This window comes from Serratia sp. Je.1.23.a (genome assembly GCF_051129805.1).
Lineage (GTDB): Bacteria > Pseudomonadota > Gammaproteobacteria > Enterobacterales > Enterobacteriaceae > Serratia > Serratia liquefaciens.
The window spans coordinates 811165-830201 of record NZ_JBCPSR010000001.1 but is presented as its reverse complement, the minus strand read 5'-3'; the positions used below and the strand labels follow the sequence as shown (position 1 = coordinate 830201).

General features: G+C 55.9%; 19 protein-coding genes and 1 other annotated feature. Of the genes, 14 read left to right on the top strand and 5 right to left on the bottom strand.

Annotation, left to right across the window (positions count from 1 at the left end; genetic code table 11):
* Nucleotides 1-34: 34 nt before the first annotated feature.
* The gene (locus AAZT04_RS04025; protein WP_434679036.1) at nucleotides 35-1132 is read right to left on the bottom strand and encodes a PQQ-dependent sugar dehydrogenase; all 1098 of its coding nucleotides are present in this window, start codon (nucleotides 1130-1132) and stop codon (nucleotides 35-37) included.
* 131 nt (nucleotides 1133-1263) lie between these two features.
* Between AAZT04_RS04025 and AAZT04_RS04020 the strand changes: the two genes are divergently transcribed.
* Both AAZT04_RS04020 and corA read left to right on the top strand, forming a co-directional pair.
* Complete coding sequence (locus AAZT04_RS04020; RefSeq protein ID WP_434679034.1) at nucleotides 1264-1683, top strand: GNAT family N-acetyltransferase; 420 nt, start codon at nucleotides 1264-1266, stop codon at nucleotides 1681-1683.
* A gap of 11 nt (nucleotides 1684-1694) precedes the next feature.
* Nucleotides 1695-2675 carry a magnesium/cobalt transporter CorA gene (gene corA / locus AAZT04_RS04015; RefSeq protein ID WP_129983581.1) on the top strand — a complete coding sequence of 327 codons (981 nt, stop codon included), beginning with the start codon at nucleotides 1695-1697 and terminating at the stop codon, nucleotides 2673-2675.
* Between the two features lie 39 nt (nucleotides 2676-2714).
* Here the strand turns inward: corA and AAZT04_RS04010 are convergent, their stop codons facing one another.
* Entirely contained in the window at nucleotides 2715-4097 is a 1383-nt protein-coding gene (locus tag AAZT04_RS04010) for a sodium:solute symporter (protein ID WP_115059337.1), read from the bottom strand.
* Between the two features lie 73 nt (nucleotides 4098-4170).
* Entirely contained in the window at nucleotides 4171-5103 is a 933-nt protein-coding gene (speB, locus tag AAZT04_RS04005) for an agmatinase (protein ID WP_128864056.1), read from the bottom strand.
* 246 nt (nucleotides 5104-5349) lie between these two features.
* Between speB and AAZT04_RS04000 the strand changes: the two genes are divergently transcribed.
* A complete protein-coding gene (locus tag AAZT04_RS04000) occupies nucleotides 5350-6291 on the top strand; it encodes a LysR family transcriptional regulator (protein ID WP_020826050.1) in 942 nt (313 codons plus the stop codon).
* Here the strand turns inward: AAZT04_RS04000 and AAZT04_RS03995 are convergent.
* Nucleotides 6284-7108, bottom strand: a complete 825-nt coding sequence (locus AAZT04_RS03995; protein ID WP_020826049.1) for an SDR family oxidoreductase — start codon at nucleotides 7106-7108, stop codon at nucleotides 6284-6286. The two genes, AAZT04_RS04000 and AAZT04_RS03995, sit on opposite strands and share 8 nt — an antisense overlap.
* Before the next feature lie 229 nt (nucleotides 7109-7337).
* Here AAZT04_RS03995 and hisL point away from each other — a divergent pair, with 229 nt between their 5' ends.
* From hisL to hisIE, 9 genes are all read left to right on the top strand, one after another.
* On the top strand, nucleotides 7338-7385 hold the full coding sequence (gene hisL, locus AAZT04_RS03990) for a his operon leader peptide (protein ID WP_101495319.1): 48 nt from the start codon (nucleotides 7338-7340) through the stop codon (nucleotides 7383-7385).
* Nucleotides 7361-7487, top strand: a sequence feature (His leader region). It overlaps the preceding gene by 25 nt.
* 195 nt (nucleotides 7488-7682) lie before the next feature.
* Nucleotides 7683-8582 carry an ATP phosphoribosyltransferase gene (gene hisG, locus AAZT04_RS03985; RefSeq protein ID WP_041414374.1) on the top strand — a complete coding sequence of 300 codons (900 nt, stop codon included), beginning with the start codon at nucleotides 7683-7685 and terminating at the stop codon, nucleotides 8580-8582.
* A gap of 4 nt (nucleotides 8583-8586) precedes the next feature.
* Nucleotides 8587-9894 (top strand): histidinol dehydrogenase, encoded by a 1308-nt coding sequence (gene hisD / locus AAZT04_RS03980; RefSeq protein WP_258089964.1) that lies wholly within the window; start codon nucleotides 8587-8589, stop codon nucleotides 9892-9894.
* Entirely contained in the window at nucleotides 9891-10979 is a 1089-nt protein-coding gene (gene hisC, locus AAZT04_RS03975) for a histidinol-phosphate transaminase (RefSeq protein ID WP_187962584.1), read from the top strand. Before hisD ends, hisC begins: the two co-directional genes overlap by 4 nt.
* Nucleotides 10976-12043, top strand: a complete 1068-nt coding sequence (gene hisB / locus AAZT04_RS03970; RefSeq protein WP_129940200.1) for a bifunctional histidinol-phosphatase/imidazoleglycerol-phosphate dehydratase HisB — start codon at nucleotides 10976-10978, stop codon at nucleotides 12041-12043. Before hisC ends, hisB begins: the two co-directional genes overlap by 4 nt.
* The gene (gene hisH / locus AAZT04_RS03965; RefSeq protein ID WP_048761755.1) at nucleotides 12043-12633 is read left to right on the top strand and encodes an imidazole glycerol phosphate synthase subunit HisH; all 591 of its coding nucleotides are present in this window, start codon (nucleotides 12043-12045) and stop codon (nucleotides 12631-12633) included. The genes hisB and hisH overlap by 1 nt, the downstream gene beginning before the upstream one ends.
* Nucleotides 12634-12638: 5 nt before the next feature.
* A complete protein-coding gene (gene hisA / locus AAZT04_RS03960) occupies nucleotides 12639-13376 on the top strand; it encodes a 1-(5-phosphoribosyl)-5-[(5-phosphoribosylamino)methylideneamino]imidazole-4-carboxamide isomerase (RefSeq protein WP_020826043.1) in 738 nt (245 codons plus the stop codon).
* Entirely contained in the window at nucleotides 13358-14134 is a 777-nt protein-coding gene (gene hisF, locus AAZT04_RS03955) for an imidazole glycerol phosphate synthase subunit HisF (RefSeq protein ID WP_046374042.1), read from the top strand. The genes hisA and hisF overlap by 19 nt, the downstream gene beginning before the upstream one ends.
* Complete coding sequence (gene hisIE / locus AAZT04_RS03950) at nucleotides 14128-14742, top strand: bifunctional phosphoribosyl-AMP cyclohydrolase/phosphoribosyl-ATP diphosphatase HisIE (RefSeq protein ID WP_046374043.1); 615 nt, start codon at nucleotides 14128-14130, stop codon at nucleotides 14740-14742. Before hisF ends, hisIE begins: the two co-directional genes overlap by 7 nt.
* A gap of 74 nt (nucleotides 14743-14816) precedes the next feature.
* Here the strand turns inward: hisIE and gndA are convergent, their stop codons facing one another.
* A complete protein-coding gene (gene gndA / locus AAZT04_RS03945) occupies nucleotides 14817-16223 on the bottom strand; it encodes an NADP-dependent phosphogluconate dehydrogenase (RefSeq protein WP_020826040.1) in 1407 nt (468 codons plus the stop codon).
* Between the two features lie 277 nt (nucleotides 16224-16500).
* Between gndA and AAZT04_RS03940 the strand changes: the two genes are divergently transcribed.
* Nucleotides 16501-17802, top strand: coding sequence for a hypothetical protein (locus AAZT04_RS03940; protein ID WP_235437177.1), 1302 nt, complete (start codon nucleotides 16501-16503; stop codon nucleotides 17800-17802).
* Nucleotides 17783-19021 (top strand): oligosaccharide flippase family protein, encoded by a 1239-nt coding sequence (locus AAZT04_RS03935; protein ID WP_434679027.1) that lies wholly within the window; start codon nucleotides 17783-17785, stop codon nucleotides 19019-19021. The genes AAZT04_RS03940 and AAZT04_RS03935 overlap by 20 nt, the downstream gene beginning before the upstream one ends.
* Nucleotides 19022-19037 lie beyond the last annotated feature (16 nt).

The following is a 19037-nucleotide window of genomic DNA, read 5'->3' as shown; positions in this document are numbered from 1 at the left end:
CTGCGCCCCGCATCCGCTGGGGCGCAATTCTCTCCTAGAGCCCTACCCGCAGCAGCTTGCCGTTGCTTGCATCGGTTAACAGGTAAAGATAACCGTCAGGCCCGAGCCGCACTTCGCGAATGCGTTCACCGCGATCCTCCAGCAGCCTTTCTTCAGAAACCACGTTGTCTCCCTGCAGCGTCAGGCGGATCAGCGCTTCCTGGGCCAGCGCACCAATAAACAGCGAATGCTTCCAGGCAGGGAAACGCGGCGAATCATAGAATGCCATGCCGCTGATACCCGGCGACACCGGCCAATAATGCAGGGGTTGTTCGGTGCCCGCGACCTTCTGCCCTTTCGCCTCCGGGATCGCCAGCCCGGAGTAATTGATGCCATAGGTGGCTATCGGCCAGCCGTAGTTTTTCCCTGCCTGCGGAATATTGACCTCATCGCCACCGCGTGGACCGTGTTCGTTCTCCCATATCACCCCGCTCCACGGATTCAACGCCAACCCCTGAGGATTACGGTGGCCGTAGGACCAAATTTCCGGCCGCTTGCCGGCCTGGCCGACAAAAGGATTATCCGGCGGTACCGCGCCGTCGGCGGTTAAGCGCACCATTTTGCCCTGTAACTTGTCCAGATCCTGCGCCGTCGGCCGCTGATTATTCTCCCCGAGCGCGATAAACAGATTCCCCTGACGATCAAACGCCAGCTTGCCCCCAAAATGATTGCCGACCGACAGCTTGGGTTGCTGGCGGAAAATCACCTTGAAATTCTCCAGCCGTCGGTTGTCGGTGCTAAGTTGCCCGTAGCCTACCGCCGTCCCCGCTTTACCCTCATCGCCCGCTTCGGCGAAGCTGAGGTAAACTCGTCGGCTGGTGGAAAAATCGGGCGCCAGCAACACTTCCAGCAAACCGCCCTGGCCTTCGGCATATACCTGCGGCACACCGGCGATAGGCGCCGAAAGCCCCTGGCCCGGCTGCCACAGCCGTAAACGCCCCGGCCGTTCGGTGATTAACATTCCTTGTTCGCCGGGCAGAAATGCCAGCGACCACGGGTGTTCCAACTTGTCCTGCAATTGCGTTACCGTCGGCGCGGCGTGCAGCAAGCCGCTGAACAACAGCAAAGCGGCTATCATAGTCAATCGGTGCATAGCGTCCTCCTGGACAAAAAACAACCTACTCAGTGTAGCCCAGCAGGCTGATTTTGACGTTTGTTTTAAATTTCAACGTGTTGCCTTTTAGTCAGACTGTGCTTAAGTTAAGGGTTCACCAAGGAGGAAAGATGAACATCACCGTAACCGAGACGCTCAATGAAGACACCCTCGACGTTATTCGTCAGGGGCTTAGAGCCCACAACAGCCCCTATGTGGATCCCAGCCTGCGTAAGCCGCTTGGCATTTACGCCCAGGGTGCCGCCGGCCAGGTGGTCGCCGGCCTGACCGGCGAGACCTGGGGCAACTGGCTGAGCGTTGAATGGCTATGGGTAGCGGACTCGCAACGCGACAGCGGCCTGGGGCGTAAAGTATTGCTGGCGGCGGAACGGGAGGCGAAAGCACGCGGCTGCCGCTATGTTCGTTTGGATACCTTTAGTTTTCAGGCGCGGCCGTTCTACGAAAAACTCGGTTATCAACTGCAGATGACGCTGCAGAATTACCCGGTGGAACATGAATGTTACTTTCTCACCAAAACCCTAATTGAATAGCAGGTGACCTGATGGAAACCGCAACCATGGTTGTGAATTGCGTGGCATACAAGGCCGGTGAACGGCTGGGCGAAGTGACCATTGATGATATCAGCGAGGTGGTCAAACAGCCGGATACCTTCGTCTGGCTCGGGCTGTGGCAGCCGGAAGACGCCTTTATGCGCAAAGTGCAGGAGGAGTTCGGGCTGCACGATCTGGCGATTGAAGATGCGCTGTGCGCCCACCAGCGACCGAAGCTTGAAGCCTACGGTGACTCGCTGTTTATCGTGGTCAAAACCGCGCAATGGGGCAATGACGAAATTGAGTACGGCGAAACACACTTCTTCGTGGGCAAGAACTTCCTGATCACGGTACGACACGGTGCATCGCCCAGCTACGCCCCAATCCGCGCCAAGGCCGAAGAGAACCATAAGCAAATGTGCCGCGGCCCGGGCTTTGCCTTGTATTCGGTGTTGGACTTTGTAGTAGATAACTACCGTAGCGTGGTGGCGAAGTTCGAGGCAACCATTGAAGGCATTGAAGCCAACATGTTCAAATCGGAATTTGATCAGGCCGCCATCGAGAACGTCTACACCCTGCGGCGGCACCTGCTGGCGCTGCGCAATGCCGCGATGCCGATGGACGAAATCTGCAATCAGTTGATCCGCCTGCATGAAGAAGTGATCCCGAAAGAGCTGCGCGCCTACGTACGCGACGTGCAAGACCATGCGCATCAGGTGGTCAGCAATATCGACGATATGCGCGAAATGCTGACCAACGCGATGCACGTCAATCTGGCGCTGGTCACCGTAAAACAGAACGAAGTGGTGAAACGCCTGGCCGGTTGGGGGGCGATCCTGGCGATCCCTACGGTGATTTTCAGCCTGTACGGCATGAACTTCGCCGACATGCCAGAGCTGAAGTTCCCCTGGGCCTACCACGCCACGCTGGGGGTCACCGTCGTCGGCTGCTTCTTCCTCTACCAGAAGCTGAAGCGCTCCGGCTGGCTTTAAACGAGGATGGGGCTGCGCATGGCAGCCCCTGATTACCGGTTACTCGGGCTGTACCTGCGGCTGTGGGCTTGGCCGGGTCAGTAAGCTGCCCATCACGAAGGCCGCGCCGCCCGCCAGCAAGCCGCCGTAGATAGGGCTGTTGGCTTCAATACCCTGATAATACATCAGCCCCAAAACGCTCAGGCTGCCGGTCAGCATGCTGGCGATAGCGCCGGTGCTGGTGGCCCGTTGCCAGAAAATCGCACCAATCAGCGGGATCAGCATGCCGCCCACCAGCAGGTTATAAGCCAGCGTCAGCGCCGCCATCACATCCCGCACCACAAACGCCAACCCCAGCATGATGCAGCCCATGATCAGCGTAGTAAATCGCCCGGCGGTCAGTCCGCCCGAGGGACGCTTGCGAATCGCCGGCAATACGTCCTCCAGCGCGATGGTCGATGACGCCAGCAGGCAGGCGCTGGCGGTCGACATCAGCGCAGCCAGTGCGGCGGCGGCCACCAATCCGCTGACGCCCGGCGGCAGTACCGCCTGCGCAATGGCGGCAAAAGCCCCGTCGGTATTAGCCAACTGCGGCAGCACCAGCTTGCCGGCCATGCCGATCAACGCACCGGCTACGCCATACAGCACGCAATACACGCCGGCCCCTAATCCGGCATAACGAGCAATAGTGTTGCTGCGGGCGGTAAATACCCGCTGCCAGATATCCTGACCAATCAAAATGCCGAAGAAGTAGATCAGGAAGAACACCGCGATAGTATCCAGCCCGATGGATGATAGCCGGTAGTAGCTATCCGGCAGTTGGCTACTGAACGCCGTCCACCCCCCGGCTTTGACGATGCTCATCGGCATCAGCACCAACATCATGCCAACGGTCATGATGATAAACTGGATAATGTCGGTCAGCGTCAGTGACCACATGCCGCCCAACGTTGAATACAGCACCACCAAACCGCCACCGAGCAAAATCGACGTGATAAACGACAGATCGAACATCACCTGCATCACGCTGCCGATGGCAATGATCGACGTCACCGCCACCATCAGATCGTAGGCCAACATAATGGCGCCGCTGGTGACTCTGGCCGCTGGGTGATAACGGCGCGACAGCACCTGGCTGACGGTGTAGAGCTTTAGCTTAAGCAGCGGCTTTGCCAACACCATGCTCAGCACCACGATGCCCGCCCCCAGCGCACCGCACAGCCACACGCCAGAGATGCCGTAGGTATAACCCAGTTTGACGCTGCCGATGGTTGACGCCCCGCCCAGCACCACCGCAGACAGGGTGCCCAGATACAAACAGGGCCCCAGATTACGTCCGGCAACCAGATAATCCTCTTTGGTCGTCGCCCGGCGAACGCCTAACCAACCCACCGCTCCTATCACCAAAAAGTAAAACACCACTACCAGCAGATCGAGATTCATGAGTCACTCCGCATGTTTATTATTGTTATTGGATCCAGGCGCAACGGCTCCGCCGGTCAGGTATGGCGACGTCTTATCGCCCAGGCAGCACGCATAACATTTCAAACAGCAGGTTGGCCGCCAGCAGCGCGGTATTACCGGAACGATCGTAAGGCGGTGAGACCTCCACCACGTCGGCGCCGATCAGATTCAGCCCCCGGCATCCTCGGACAATTTCCAGGCCCTGCCATACCGACAACCCGCCAACTTCCGGCGTGCCGGTACCCGGAGCAAACGCCGGATCCAGCCCATCGATATCGAAGCTGAGATAAACCGGCCCACTGCCCATCTGCTCGCGCACTTCGGCCATCAGCGGCGCTAAAGAGCGATACCAACACTCTTCCGCCTGCACCACGCGAAACCCCTGCCGGCGCGACCAGTCGAAATCGGCAGCTTCATAGCCGCTGCCCCGCAGCCCAATCTGCACAACCCGTTGCGGTGCCAACAGCCCCTCTTCAAAAGCGCGACGGAAAGTGGTGCCGTGCGCCAGTTGCTCGCCAAACATCTCCTCATTGGTGTCTGAATGCGCATCCACGTGAATTAAACCGACCGGGCCATGACGGCCGGCGGCGGCACGCAGGATCGGCAACGTCAGCGTGTGATCGCCTCCCAGCGTCAGCGGGATGCAGCCATGGGCCAGAATGTCGCTATAGGCCAGTTCGATACGCCGAACGCTGTCCGCCAGACTGTAGGGATTGATGGCGACATCCCCCAGATCGGCAACCTGCAACCGTTCGAAAGGGGCAGCGCCGCTACCCATGTTGTACGGGCGGATCATCACCGACTCCTGACGGATCTGCCGAGGCCCATAGCGCGTGCCGCTGCGGTTTGAAGTGCCAATATCAAGAGGAATGCCAACGAAGGCCGCATCCAGACCGCGCGCATTTTCGGCAACGGGCAGGCGCATCATGGTAGGGATACCGGCAAACCGCGGCATGTCGTTGCCACTTTGGGGTTGATTAAGCATGTGTTTTCCTCGTTCTGGCATGATTTAATTTCAACATTTAGATAACAAATACAGGCTACCCCGATGGCCGACAGGGCTACCATTCCATCTTTGTGATGTAAGCATTGAAAACACCGATGTTTTGTAACGCGTTGAACTGTTGGTTTTATTTGTAATCTGTGACATAAAAAGAGTGGTATGGGCCCATCAGAGCGATGCCACAAATGTTACCGATCGGTTAACAAGGAAAGTTTTGCGGAGGAAAAGATGCTCACAAATCTAAGCGACATCGATCTGCGCCTGCTGCGGGTGTTCGTCGCCGTCGCAGAAGCCCATGGCGTCAGCGCCGCCCAGGAGCCGCTGTTGATGAATCAGTCGACTATCAGCACCCATCTTGCGACGCTGGAAACCCGGCTGGGGTTTCGTCTGTGCCAGCGAGGGCGCTCCGGTTTTATGCTGACGCCCAAAGGAGAGCGCATATTGATCGCCTGCCGCACGCTGTTTAACGCCGCACGCGACTTCACCCGGGTCAGCCAGTCGCTGAACGGTCTGCTGACCGGCGATCTGCAAATCGGGCTGGTGGATAATCTGGTGTCGCTGCCGGGCAACCCCTTCAGCCGTGCTATCAAACAGTTTCAACGCCGCCATCAGGACGTGCAGTTGCAGTGCCGAATTTGCGCCCCCGGCGAAATTGAACAGGGGCTGCTGAATCAGCAGCTCGATTTGGGCATCGGTTATTTCGGCCAGCAGCTGGAAGCATTGCAGTATCAACCCTGGATAAGCGAAACGCAGGCGGTCTACTGCAGCAGCGATCATCCGCTGTTTACCGCAGAGCAACCGGGTCGCGAACAAATTGAGAATGCGCGTTGGGTCAAGCGCGGTTATCTGTTGGCACAGCAGCTCTGCCCGTTGGCGCCGTTAAACCTTGGTGCCGTCGCCCACCATATGGAGGGGGTCGCCCATCTGGTGCTCAGCGGCGAATATCTCGGGTACCTGCCGACCCATTATGCCGCGCGCTGGGTTGAACAGGGAGCACTGCGGCAGTTAGGCGGGCAGGCGCTCTCCTACCAGGCAACCCTGAGCCTGGTGACCCGACCCGGAGCGCCAAAGGAGGCCTTGTTGGCGCTGATAGAGGATTTGAGCGGATTGGCACGAGCGCCACAGACAAAAAACCCCGCAGGCGCGGGGTCAGATACTGATATTAATTGACCGGCATGCGCGCCGGATCCGGATACTGATATTCGAACCCCAGCTCATTGCAGATGCGGCTACCGTCCACCAGGCGCCCACCCTGCTCTGCCTCAATGGCGAACTGCGGCGGGGCCAGATGCAGCTGTTCGGCCAGCGCCGGGTAAAATTCACGCTTGGTGGGATGGGCCGGGGCGCAAAGGTTATAAACGTGACCGCCTTTCGGCAGTTTCAGCAACAGTTGAATCGCGGCGATCACATCGTCCTGATGCACCAGATTCACCCCTTGCGAACCGCCTTTGACGTCGACTTTGCCGGCCAGGAAACGACCGGGGTGACGATCCACACCCACCAGTCCCGCCAACCGCAAGATATCCACCGACGTGTTTGGCAGTTCATGCAGCCAACGCTCCAGTTCCACCAGCACTCGCCCCGAAGGCGAAACCGGCTGCAGCGGCGAATCCTCGCGTACCGTGCCGGTAGTTTCACCGTATACCGAAGTCGAACTGGTAAACAGAATACGCGGTACGCCAAAAGCCATCGCGCTGTCCACCAGCATGCGTACCGCATTGAAGTAGTTCTCGCTGCCCTCGACAGTGCGGCGCGCAGGCAATGTCACCACCAGCGCATCAACGCGCAGCAAAGACTCCAGATCCTCCGGTTCGCAAATCAGCTCCGGCGTCATTTCCAACTGATAACATTCAATGCCGCTCATCCGCGCGGCCTCAACGCCATCCGGCGTCGTTTTACTGCCAACGACGTCAAACCCACGGCTCATCAGCGACAGGGCCAACGGCATGCCCAGCCAGCCCAGACCAATAATGGCTACCTTTTTCATCACCTTCCTCTCCTGAAGATCGCAGCGCTTTACCCATTAAGGCTACGCCACTGCGTGAAGTGATACAATCCACCCAGTTTAAGCTTAGGTAAAGTCGCGTCCAGCTAATTACTCAACCTGTTTCAATAAATTAAATTTATGACCGTAAAAAAGGGTTGCGTGACAGACGGCGGATAGTTTAGGTTAATTAGCAATTGAGTTTGTAGCGACTTTATACAGAGAAAACACCATGACACGCATTCAGTTCAGCCACCATCATCACCATCATCCTGACTAGTCTTTCAGGCGATGTGTGCTGGAAGACGGTTTTTTAATCTTCCAGTGGCGCGCAGAATGCAAGAGAGAGCCCTCGGAAGATTTCTTCCGAGGGTTTTTTTTTGGCTCCGGACAGACAGAAAAAATAATTTTTAAAATAAATTCAAATACCCCAAATAATTCGAGTTGCTTGTAGGCGGCAACTGAGTGAATCCCCAGGAGCTTACTCAAGTAAGTGACTGGGGTGAATGAAGGCAGCCAACACCCAAGCCACTTGAAGTATGACGGGTATAAAATTACAGATTAAACAGAGGTTACCATGCTGGACAAAACACGTTTACGGATAGCAATGCAGAAGTCAGGCCGCCTGAGTGATGAATCCCAGGAATTACTGGCGCGCTGCGGCATTAAAATCAACCTGCAGCAACAGCGCCTGATTGCCTTCGCGGAGAATATGCCGATTGATATCCTGCGCGTCCGTGATGACGATATCCCAGGGCTGGTGATGGACGGCGTGGTCGATCTGGGGATTATCGGTGAGAACGTGCTGGAAGAAGAGCTGCTCACCCGCCGCGCTCAGGGCGAAGATCCCCGTTACTTCACCCTGCGTCGCCTGGACTTCGGCGGTTGCCGTCTGTCGCTGGCTACCTCGCTCGACACGGAATACACCGGCCCGCAAAGCCTGCAAGACGCCCGCATCGCCACCTCTTATCCACACCTGCTGAAACAATACCTCGATAAACAAGGCGTGCGCTTCAAATCCTGCCTGTTGAACGGTTCGGTGGAAGTGGCACCGCGTGCCGGTCTGGCCGACGCCATCTGTGATCTGGTCTCCACCGGTGCCACGCTGGAAGCCAACGGCCTGCGCGAAGTGGAAGTGATTTACCGCTCGAAAGCCTGCCTGATCCAACGTGACGGCGAAATGCCGGAAGCTAAACAGCAATTGATCGACCGCCTGATGACCCGTATTCAGGGCGTGATCCAGGCACGCGAATCCAAGTACATCATGCTGCACGCGCCGAGCGAGCGCCTGGACGAAATCGTTGCGCTGCTGCCGGGCGCGGAACGCCCAACCATTCTGCCACTGGCCGGTGCGCAAAATCGCGTGGCAATGCACATGGTCAGCAGCGAAACCCTGTTCTGGGAAACTATGGAAAAGCTGAAAGCGCTGGGTGCCAGTTCGATTCTGGTGTTGCCAATTGAGAAGATGATGGAGTAACGCCATGTCGACTTTCAAGACTCCGGTCAATTGGGCAGACTGCAGCGCCGAACAGCGCGCGGCACTGTTGATGCGCCCGGCGATCTCCGCCTCGGACAGCATCACCCGCACGGTGAGCGAGATCCTCGACAACGTGAAGGCCAACGGTGACCAGGCGCTGCGCGATTACAGCGCCAAATTTGATAAAACCGAGGTTGGCGCGCTGCGCGTCACCGCCGACCAGATCGCCGCCGCCAGCGCTCGTCTGGGTGATGATATAAAACAGGCGATGGCAGTCGCGGTCGCTAACGTCGAAACCTTCCACAATGCGCAAAAGCTGCCGCCGGTGGATGTGGAAACCCAGCCGGGCGTGCGTTGCCAACAGGTCACCCGCCCGATCGACTCGGTCGGGCTGTATATTCCCGGTGGCTCCGCGCCGCTGTTTTCTACCGTACTGATGCTGGCGACGCCGGCACGTATCGCCGGTTGCCGCCGCGTGGTGTTGTGCTCACCGCCGCCGATTGCCGATGAAATTCTCTATGCCGCGCAGCTGTGCGGGGTAAAGGAAGTGTTTCAGGTTGGCGGCGCACAGGCGATTGCCGCTATGGCATTCGGCACCGACTCCGTACCGCGCGTGGCGAAGATCTTCGGGCCGGGCAATGCCTTTGTCACCGAAGCCAAGCGCCAAATCAGCCAACGGTTGGACGGCGCAGCGATCGATATGCCAGCCGGTCCTTCCGAGGTGTTGGTGATTGCCGATGCCGGTGCGACGCCGGCGTTTGTCGCCTCTGATTTGTTGTCGCAGGCGGAGCACGGTCCAGACTCGCAGGTGATTCTGCTGACGCCGGACGCCGTTATGGCACAGGCGGTAGCCGAAGCGGTCGAACAGCAACTGGCGCAACTGCCTCGCGCCGAAACCGCTCGTCAGGCGCTGGCCAGTAGCCGACTGATCGTCGCCAAAGATCTGGCCGAGTGCGTGGCGATCAGCAATCAGTATGGCCCGGAACACCTGATCATTCAGACCCGCGATGCCCGCGCCCTGGTCGACAGCATCACCAGCGCCGGTTCGGTATTTCTCGGTGACTGGTCGCCAGAGTCCGCCGGTGACTATGCGTCCGGTACCAACCACGTATTGCCGACCTACGGGTATACCGCGACCTGTTCCAGCCTGGGCCTGGCGGATTTCCAAAAACGCATGACGGTGCAGGAACTGACGCCGCAAGGCTTTATGAACCTGGCCGCCACCATTGAAACCCTGGCCGCCGCCGAGCAGTTGATTGCCCACAAAAACGCCGTCACCCTGCGCGTTACCGCACTGAAGGAGCAAGCATGAGCATTGAAAACCTGGCGCGCGCCAACGTTCGCGAGCTGACCCCGTATCAATCGGCTCGCCGCCTGGGGGGCAATGGCGATGTGTGGCTGAACGCCAACGAATACCCGATCGCCCCGGAATTCCAACTGACCGCTCAAACCTTTAACCGCTATCCGGAGTGCCAGCCGGCACGGGTGATCGAGCGCTACGCCGATTACGCCGGGGTTAAAAAGGAACAGGTGCTGGTCAGTCGTGGGGCGGACGAAGGCATTGAACTGCTGATCCGCGCCTTCTGCGAGCCGGGCAAAGACGCCATCCTGTTCTGCCCGCCGACTTACGGCATGTACGCCGTCAGCGCTGAAACCTTTGGCGTGGAGCGTCGCACCGTGGCGGCCAAAAAGGACTGGCAATTGGATTTAGCTGCCATTGCCGACAGCCTGGATAACGTGAAACTGATTTACGTCTGCAGCCCAAACAACCCAACCGGTAATCTGATCGATCCCAACGATCTGCGCACCCTGCTGGAAATGGCCAAAGGCAAGGCGATCGTCGCGGTGGATGAGGCCTATATCGAATTCTGCCCGCAGGCCAGCGTGGCCGCCTGGCTGAGCGACTATCCGCACCTGGCTGTCCTGCGCACTCTGTCAAAAGCCTTCGCGCTGGCTGGCCTGCGCTGTGGTTTTACTCTGGCCAACGAGGACTTGATCGCCCTGCTGCTGAAGGTGATCGCACCTTATCCGCTGTCTACTCCGGTCGCCGATATCGCTGCACAGGCGCTCAGCACCGAGGGGATCCGCGTGATGCGTCAGCGCGTTACCGAGATTGCCGCCAACCGCAGTTGGCTGCAGCAGGCGCTGCAAAACTGCGCTTGCGTTGAGCAGGTTTTCGCCAGCGACAGCAATTACCTGCTGGCTCGTTTCACTGCTTCCAGTAATGTGTTTAAAACCTTATGGGATCAGGGCATTATCTTAAGAGACCAAAATAAACAACCTGGGTTGTCCGGCTGCCTGCGCATCACCATCGGCACCCGTGACGAATGCCAGCGCGTGGTTGACGCGCTGTCTGCCCTGCCCGGTGCAACCGAGACTCGCCAGGAGCCAATGTGAGCCAGAAATTCCTCTTTATTGACCGTGACGGCACGCTGATTGCTGAACCCCCAGAAGACTTCCAGGTTGATCGCCTGGACAAGCTGGCGCTGGAGCCGGACGTCATTCCTTGCCTGCTTGAATTGCAGCAGGCAGGTTACCAACTGGTGATGATCACCAATCAGGATGGCCTGGGTACCGCCAGCTTTCCGCAGGAAACCTTCGATCCGCCGCACGGCCTGATGATGCAGATCCTCAGCTCCCAGGGCATTCACTTCGAAGATATCCTGATCTGCCCACACCTGCCGGCGGACAACTGCGATTGCCGCAAACCCAAAACCGCGCTGGTCAAAGGCTATCTGGAGCCCGGCGTGATGGATACCGCTCACAGCTACGTGATAGGCGATCGCCCCACCGACGTTCAACTGGCGGAAAACATGGGCATTCAGGGCTTGCGCTATCAGCGCGATACCCTGGGCTGGAAAGAGATCACCCGCCAACTGACCCAGCGCGATCGTCATGCGCAGGTTAACCGCGCCACCAAAGAAACCCAGATCGACGTCAACGTCTGGCTGGATCGCGAAGGCGGCAGCAAGATCAAAACCGGCGTGGGTTTCTTCGATCACATGCTGGATCAGATCGCCACCCACGGCGGCTTCCGCATGGATATCAACGTGAAGGGCGATCTGTATATCGACGATCACCACACGGTAGAAGACACCGGTCTGGCGCTGGGCGAAGCCCTGAACAAGGCGTTGGGCGACAAACGCGGCATCGCACGTTTCGGCTTTGTGCTGCCAATGGACGAGTGCCTGGCGCGCTGCGCGCTGGATATCTCCGGCCGTCCGCACCTGGAATACAAGGCTGAATTTAACTATCAACGCGTCGGCGATCTGAGCACCGAAATGGTCGAACACTTCTTCCGCTCGCTGTCTTACACCATGGGTTGCACGCTTCACCTGAAAACCAAAGGCAAAAACGACCATCACCGCGTCGAAAGCCTGTTCAAAGTGTTTGGCCGTACGCTACGCCAGGCGATCCGCGTTGAGGGCAATACCCTCCCGAGCTCGAAAGGAGTGCTGTGATGAACGTGGTGATTTTAGACACCGGCTGCGCCAACCTGTCTTCTGTCACCTACGCGGTGCAGCGACTGGATTATCAGCCGCAGGTAAGCCGTGACCCGGAGATCGTGTTGCGCGCCGATAAGCTTTTCCTGCCGGGCGTCGGCACAGCACAGGCGGCCATGGATCAGTTGAAGCAACGCGAGTTGATCGATTTGATCAAAGCCTGCACTCAGCCGGTGCTGGGTATTTGCCTCGGTATGCAGTTGCTGGCAAAAAGCAGCGAAGAGAATGGCGGTATCGACACGCTGGGCATTATCGAGACGCCGGTCACCCAGATGACCGACTTCGGTCTGCCGCTGCCGCACATGGGCTGGAACCAGGTGTCGGCACAGGCCGGCCACCATCTGTTCCGCGGCATTGAAGACGGTGCCTACTTCTACTTCGTTCACAGCTATGCGATGCCGATATGCCCAAGCACCATCGCCCAGGCGAACTACGGCGAGCCCTTCACCGCCGCCGTGCAAAAAGACAACTTCTTCGGCGTGCAGTTTCATCCAGAACGTTCTGGAGCAGCCGGTGCGCAACTGTTGAAAAACTTTCTGGAGATGTAGGCAGCATGATTATTCCAGCTTTGGATTTGATCGACGGCAACGTGGTGCGTTTGCATCAGGGTGATTACGGCCAACAGCGCGACTACGGTAACGATCCGCGCTCACGCCTGCAGGACTATCAACAACAGGGTGCACAGGTATTGCATCTGGTCGATCTGACCGGGGCCAAAGATCCTGCTGCACGCCAGATCCCGCTGCTGCGCCAACTGCTCGCCGGGGTTAACGTGCCGGTACAGGTTGGCGGCGGCATTCGCAATGAGCAGGACGTTTCGGCACTGCTGGAAGCCGGTGCGACCCGCGTGGTCATCGGCTCCACCGCAGTGAAACAACCGCAGTTGGTGCAGGGCTGGTTTGAGCGCTATGGCGCAGAGGCCATGGTGCTGGCGCTGGACGTGCGTATCGACGCCGACGGCACCAAGCGCGTGGCGATCAGCGGCTGGCAAGAAAATTCAGACGCCACTTTGGAACAGGTGGTGGAACAGTTCCTGCCCTACGGCCTCAAGCACGTGCTGTGCACCGATATTTCCCGCGATGGCACGCTGGCTGGCTCCAACGTGGCGCTGTACCAGGAAATCAGCCAACGCTATCCGCAGATTGACTTCCAGGCATCCGGCGGCATCGGCAACCTGGACGATATCGCCCAACTGCGTGGCAGTGGAGTTAAAGGTGTGATTGTGGGGCGTGCCCTGTTGGAAGGTAAGTTTAGCGTTGAGGAGGCAATCGCATGCTGGCAAAACGGATAATCCCGTGTCTGGATGTCAAAGACGGGCAAGTAGTGAAAGGCGTGCAGTTCCGCAACCATGAGATCATCGGTGACATCGTGCCGCTGGCGCAACGTTATGCGCAGGAAGGTGCGGACGAACTGGTGTTCTACGATATCACCGCCTCAAGCGATGGTCGTGTAGTGGACAAAAGCTGGGTGTCGCGGGTGGCGGAAGTGATTGATATCCCCTTCTGCGTCGCCGGTGGGATCAAAAGCCCGGAAGACGCCAGCCAGATCCTCTCTTTCGGCGCCGACAAGATTTCCATCAACTCTCCGGCGCTGGCCGACCCCGATCTGATCAGCCGTCTGGCAGATCGCTTTGGCGTACAGTGCATCGTGGTGGGTATTGATACCTGGTTCGAAGCCTCAACCGGCAAGTATCACGTTAACCAATACACCGGCGACGAAAGCCGCACCCGCGTCACCCAATGGGAAACCTTGGATTGGGTTAAAGAAGTGCAAAAACGCGGTGCCGGCGAGATTGTGTTGAACATGATGAACCAGGATGGCGTACGCAACGGTTACGATCTGGAACAGCTGCGGAAGGTCCGTGAGGTATGCAAGGTGCCCCTGATTGCCTCCGGCGGCGCGGGCACCATGGAACACTTTCTGGAAGCGTTCCGTGATGCGGACGTTGACGGCGCCCTGGCCGCGTCGGTGTTCCACAAGCAAATCATTAATATCGGCGAACTGAAAAAGTTCCTGGCCGCCCAAGGTGTGGAGATCCGCCTGTGTTAACAGAACAACAAAGAAGCCAGCTCGACTGGGAAAAAACTGACCACCTGCTGCCAGCGATTGTGCAGCATGCCGTTTCCGGCGAAGTGCTGATGCTCGGCTACATGAACCAGGAAGCGCTGACCGCTACCGAACAAAGCGGCAAGGTCACCTTCTTCTCTCGTACCAAGCAGCGCCTGTGGACCAAGGGCGAAAGCTCTGGCAACTTCCTCAACGTAGTGAGCATCACCCCAGACTGTGATAACGACACGCTGTTGATTTTGGTCAATCCGATTGGCCCGACCTGCCACTTGGGCAACACCAGTTGCTTCTACCCGGCCGCCAGCGATTGGGGTTTTCTGTATCAGTTGGAGCAACTGCTGGCAGAGCGCAAAAACGCCAGCCCCGACAGCTCTTACACCGCCAGCCTGTACGCCAGCGGCACCAAGCGTATCGCGCAGAAAGTCGGTGAAGAAGGCGTGGAAACCGCATTGGCCGCAACGGTGAACGATCGCGAAGAGCTGACCAACGAGGCCTCCGATCTGATTTATCACCTGCTGGTGCTGTTGCAGGATCAGGATCTGGATTTGAGCAAGGTGATTGGCCGGCTGCGCGAACGCCACCAGAAATAGTCTTGCTTTGCAGGCAATAAAAAAGCCGCCGGGCGTTAACCTCGGCGGCTTTTTTTATGCTTCAAACGTTGGGATTATTCCATCCATTCGGTATGGAACACGCCTTCTTTGTCGATACGTTTGTAGGTGTGAGCACCGAAGTAGTCACGCTGCGCCTGGATCAGGTTGGCAGGCAGAACCGCTGAACGGTAGCTGTCGTAGTAGGAGATTGCCGCAGAGAAGGTCGGCGTAGGGATGCCGTTCTGCACCGCGTAGGACACCACGTCACGCAGCGCCTGCTGATATTCGTCAGCAATCTGCTTGAAGTAAGGTGCCAGCAACAGGTTAGCGATATCCGCGTCCTGTGCATAAGCGTCGGTGATTTTCTGCAGGAACTGTGCACGGATGATGCAGCCGGCGCGGAAGATCTTGGCAATGTCGCCGTAGTGCAGATCCCAGTTGTTTTCTTTGGAAGCCGCTTTCAGCTGAGAGAAGCCCTGCGCATAGGAAACGATTTTGCCCAGGTACAGCGCGCGGCGCACTTTCTCGACGAATTCGGCTTTGTCACCGCTGACTGGCGTCACTTTAGGACCGGTCAACACTTTAGATGCGGCAACGCGCTGGTCTTTCAGTGAGGACAGGTAACGTGCGAATACCGACTCGGTGATCAGCGACAGCGGTTCGCCCAGATCCAGAGAGCTCTGGCTGGTCCATTTGCCGGTGCCTTTGTTGGCAGCTTCGTCCAGGATCACATCAACCAGGTATTTACCTTCTTCATCTTTCTTGGTGAAGATATCTTTCGTGATGTCGATCAGGTAGCTGTTCAGTTCACCTTTGTTCCACTCGGCAAAGGTATCAGCCAGTTCTTCATTGCTCAGGTTCAGCGCCTGCTTCAACAGGGAATAGGCTTCTGCGATCAGCTGCATGTCGCCGTATTCGATGCCGTTGTGCACCATCTTCACATAGTGACCGGCGCCATCAGCGCCGATGTAGGTCACGCAAGGCTCGCCTTCCGCTACCGCAGCGATTTTCTCCAGGATTGGCGCCACCAGCTCGTAAGCTTCTTTCTGGCCGCCAGGCATGATTGAAGGCCCTTTCAGCGCGCCCTCTTCACCACCGGAAACACCGGTACCGATGAAGTTGAAGCCTTGATCAGACAGTTCGCGGTTACGACGAATGGTGTCCTGATAATAGGTGTTGCCACCGTCGATCAGAATGTCACCTTTATCCAGGTGCGGAGTCAGGGAAGCAATGGTCTTGTCAGTCGCTTCACCCGCTTTCACCATCAGCAAGATGCGGCGTGGTTTTTCCAGCGATTCAACGAACTCTTCGACGGTGTAGTGCGGCACCAGGTTTTTACCTGGATTCTCGGCAATAACTTCATCAGTTTTATCGCCTGAACGGTTAAAGATCGAAACGGTGTAACCACGGCTTTCGATGTTCAGTGCCAGATTGCGGCCCATTACCGCCATGCCGACAACGCCGATTTGTTGCTTGGACATTGAAGAACTCCTGTCTGAGGATGACCCTGTTAACAACTGTGGCCAACAGGTTTTGTGATGTGGCACACATGTTAACTCAGGAAGCTGCTGCGTGGGTAGTGATTGGTGCGATAGTTATTTTTGTAACAAACGGGCAGCACTGCAACGGTGTAAAAACATAACAACATGAATAATAAACAAAAAATAATATTATTCTTCATTGTATAAGACAAATCAGTATTGCTGCTTACACGGGATGCTGTACAATCCAGCGATTTAACTGGTTTAGGAATGGAAAGTGAGAGCCACCTCAAGCATTTTTACATTATTTTTCATTGTTTTAGCCATGTTGGGTACCGTCAAAATTTATATCGGTGGCAACATCAATTGGTTAATTCAAATAATGTTATTATTGGCAGCCACTGTAACGTCTCTGGCGGCATCCCAACTTTCCACTGGTCAAACGCTACTTGGCCGTCTCTCCCGACTTGGTGACTATAAACCGATGTTGCTCGGCTGGTTGCTTTTTATGGCGGGTATCGCTGCAGCATCATTAGCTAACCATGGTCTAGGGTTTTATACTCTGGCTAAGTATTTGGCCTTTATGCTCGTGCTCGTCATGCTGGTTGTGATTTCACCACTCACACCAAAGCTACTCGAGAAGTCGCTAAGCGCAGCGTTGATCGTTTCATTGATCCCATTAATATTACTGGCATTGTTTCGACAAACTGACGCAATGGTGATTTTGGGGGATGGACGAATGGGCTGGCTTGCCAGTTGGCCTGGTGTTATCTGGAAAGCTGGCGCATTCGTCTGGCCTTTCGCTGTTTGGCGCTGCCTTAAACAGCCACACACACGTAATCTCTTACTAGCTTTTAGCGCTGTGTTAGTTATGGCCCTCGACGGTAGCCGCACATCCATGTTGTGGTTGGTGCTGGTTTGGGGCGGATTAGCCGCTGTTGCATTTGCCAGCAAGATACATGTTAAACCGGTACGTAGTCATCTTGGCCTTCTTCTTGTTACCATTTTATCCTTTTCGATCATCCAACCTATACTCCTCAATTGGGTATCAGGCCACTATGATCCATTGATCACACAACTGCTCAGTAAAAGCGAAAGCAATGGTAATATTATCAATGAATTACAAAAAGAATATGTTACCCCGAGCAGTGAATCAACGGCAGACCGCTTAGTCAGTGGTGATAATACAACCCGCCTGGAGATGTTACGTGTAGGTTGGCAACATGCAGTAGAGACATTTCCTTGGGGAGGCGGTTTTGGCAGCACGAGGGTGATGGACTTCGGCGCCAGTAGTGTCATTCACATGACTTACCTGCAATTACTCGCAGACGATGGCGTGTTGGCCTTTGTTGGCTATATCCTGTTCCTGCTATACCCTCTCTACCGAGGGGTGAGATTCGTCACCAGCCAACGAGAGCTGTTTGTTGAACGTTTTGACTCTATGTTATGCCCACTTTCGACTCTGACTCTGTTCCTGTTTATGGGATTATTCCACCCATTAAGTAACGAACTTACTGAATGGGGTATTATTTTGGCAGCGCTAGCTATTGTGGTCACCCATGTCTCGCGTCGCCACTAATACCGCCTGGTTAATGATCGCTCAAATCGGGGGATTGGTTATCCCCTTGATTGAGCTTCCGGTCTTAGCACATGCGCTAGGTCAGCAGGGGTACGGGCAGGTTTTGTATGCGCTGGGCATCGCGTTAACAGCATCAGTATTCGTTGAGTTTGGTTTTAATTTCAGCGCAGCACGCAGTGTGGTGAAAGCCCAAGGTAATCAGAAACAATTGGCGCAGTTGGTTACCAATGTCTTGCTAGCGAAACTGCTATTGAGCCTGGTTGTGGGTATCATTGTCGCTATCTTGATTTTTTCAGGTATCGGGGCCACGACAATCCCGAACCACTGGTTCATCTGGATATCGTTGTTCATACTGGCATTTGGTTTTACCCCGCTTTGGTACTATATCGGTCTCGAAAGGCTTATTTTACCCGCCTTGCTGGATATAGGATTACGCAGTATTGGCTTGCTGGCCACCATAGTTTTGGTTTCCACTCCCGCCCATGCGCAACGTGTGTTGGCTATCCAGGCTACGGTTGGAATAATCAATACATTGCTCCCAACCTTACTTATTGTGCGTACTACCGGTTTTGGCCGTATGAGTTTCTCGGGAGCAACCACCGTTTTACGCGAAAGCTGGGAACTATTTCTTTATAAAGGGGCCCAAAGTATCATGGGTTCAATTGCATCTACACTCTTAGGTTTACTCGGGGGCGCGCGCGCAGTCGGCGCTTTTGTGCCAGCTGAAAAACTGGTCAAAGCTGCGAGTGGATTTGCCGGACCGGTGTTAAATGCCGCATTTCCTCATTTAGTACGTCTGCAACACAATTCGGCTCGTGATGCGAAAAAAATGGTTGTGCTGATTTTAATTGGCTTATTCATCGCAACTACACTATTTGCACTCGTTACCCTTTGGCTCGCACCATGGATTGTCAATATGGTATTCGGGCCAGGTTATGAGGACGCCATCGAATTATTAAGAATTTTAGTATGGGTTGTTCCTTTGCGTATCAATAATATGGCACTGGCCATACTATGGTTTATTCCTAGTGGAAAAGAAAGAATTGCCAGCAGAGCTATGATGCTGAATATCGGTATTATTTGCCTGCTCTCTTTGTTGCTAGTTCCCGTGTGGGGCGGTTTAGGCATGACCATTGCATTCCTAAGTGCCGAAATCGTAATGTTTACTCTATTTCTACTGTTATTTTGTAGGAAAGCCACCAAAGCAAGCGACAAATGATAATGATTTACGTTAT

Coding starts and splice junctions, on each gene's coding strand:
- AAZT04_RS04025 (WP_434679036.1), bottom strand. CDS start 1,132: ATGCACCGATTGACTATGATAGCCGCTTTGCTGTTGTTCAGCGGCTTG.
- AAZT04_RS04020 (WP_434679034.1), top strand. CDS start 1,264: ATGAACATCACCGTAACCGAGACGCTCAATGAAGACACCCTCGACGTT.
- corA (WP_129983581.1), top strand. CDS start 1,695: ATGGAAACCGCAACCATGGTTGTGAATTGCGTGGCATACAAGGCCGGT.
- AAZT04_RS04010 (WP_115059337.1), bottom strand. CDS start 4,097: ATGAATCTCGATCTGCTGGTAGTGGTGTTTTACTTTTTGGTGATAGGA.
- speB (WP_128864056.1), bottom strand. CDS start 5,103: ATGCTTAATCAACCCCAAAGTGGCAACGACATGCCGCGGTTTGCCGGT.
- AAZT04_RS04000 (WP_020826050.1), top strand. CDS start 5,350: ATGCTCACAAATCTAAGCGACATCGATCTGCGCCTGCTGCGGGTGTTC.
- AAZT04_RS03995 (WP_020826049.1), bottom strand. CDS start 7,108: ATGAAAAAGGTAGCCATTATTGGTCTGGGCTGGCTGGGCATGCCGTTG.
- hisG (WP_041414374.1), top strand. CDS start 7,683: ATGCTGGACAAAACACGTTTACGGATAGCAATGCAGAAGTCAGGCCGC.
- hisD (WP_258089964.1), top strand. CDS start 8,587: ATGTCGACTTTCAAGACTCCGGTCAATTGGGCAGACTGCAGCGCCGAA.
- hisC (WP_187962584.1), top strand. CDS start 9,891: ATGAGCATTGAAAACCTGGCGCGCGCCAACGTTCGCGAGCTGACCCCG.
- hisH (WP_048761755.1), top strand. CDS start 12,043: ATGAACGTGGTGATTTTAGACACCGGCTGCGCCAACCTGTCTTCTGTC.
- hisA (WP_020826043.1), top strand. CDS start 12,639: ATGATTATTCCAGCTTTGGATTTGATCGACGGCAACGTGGTGCGTTTG.
- hisF (WP_046374042.1), top strand. CDS start 13,358: ATGCTGGCAAAACGGATAATCCCGTGTCTGGATGTCAAAGACGGGCAA.
- gndA (WP_020826040.1), bottom strand. CDS start 16,223: ATGTCCAAGCAACAAATCGGCGTTGTCGGCATGGCGGTAATGGGCCGC.
- AAZT04_RS03935 (WP_434679027.1), top strand. CDS start 17,783: ATGTCTCGCGTCGCCACTAATACCGCCTGGTTAATGATCGCTCAAATC.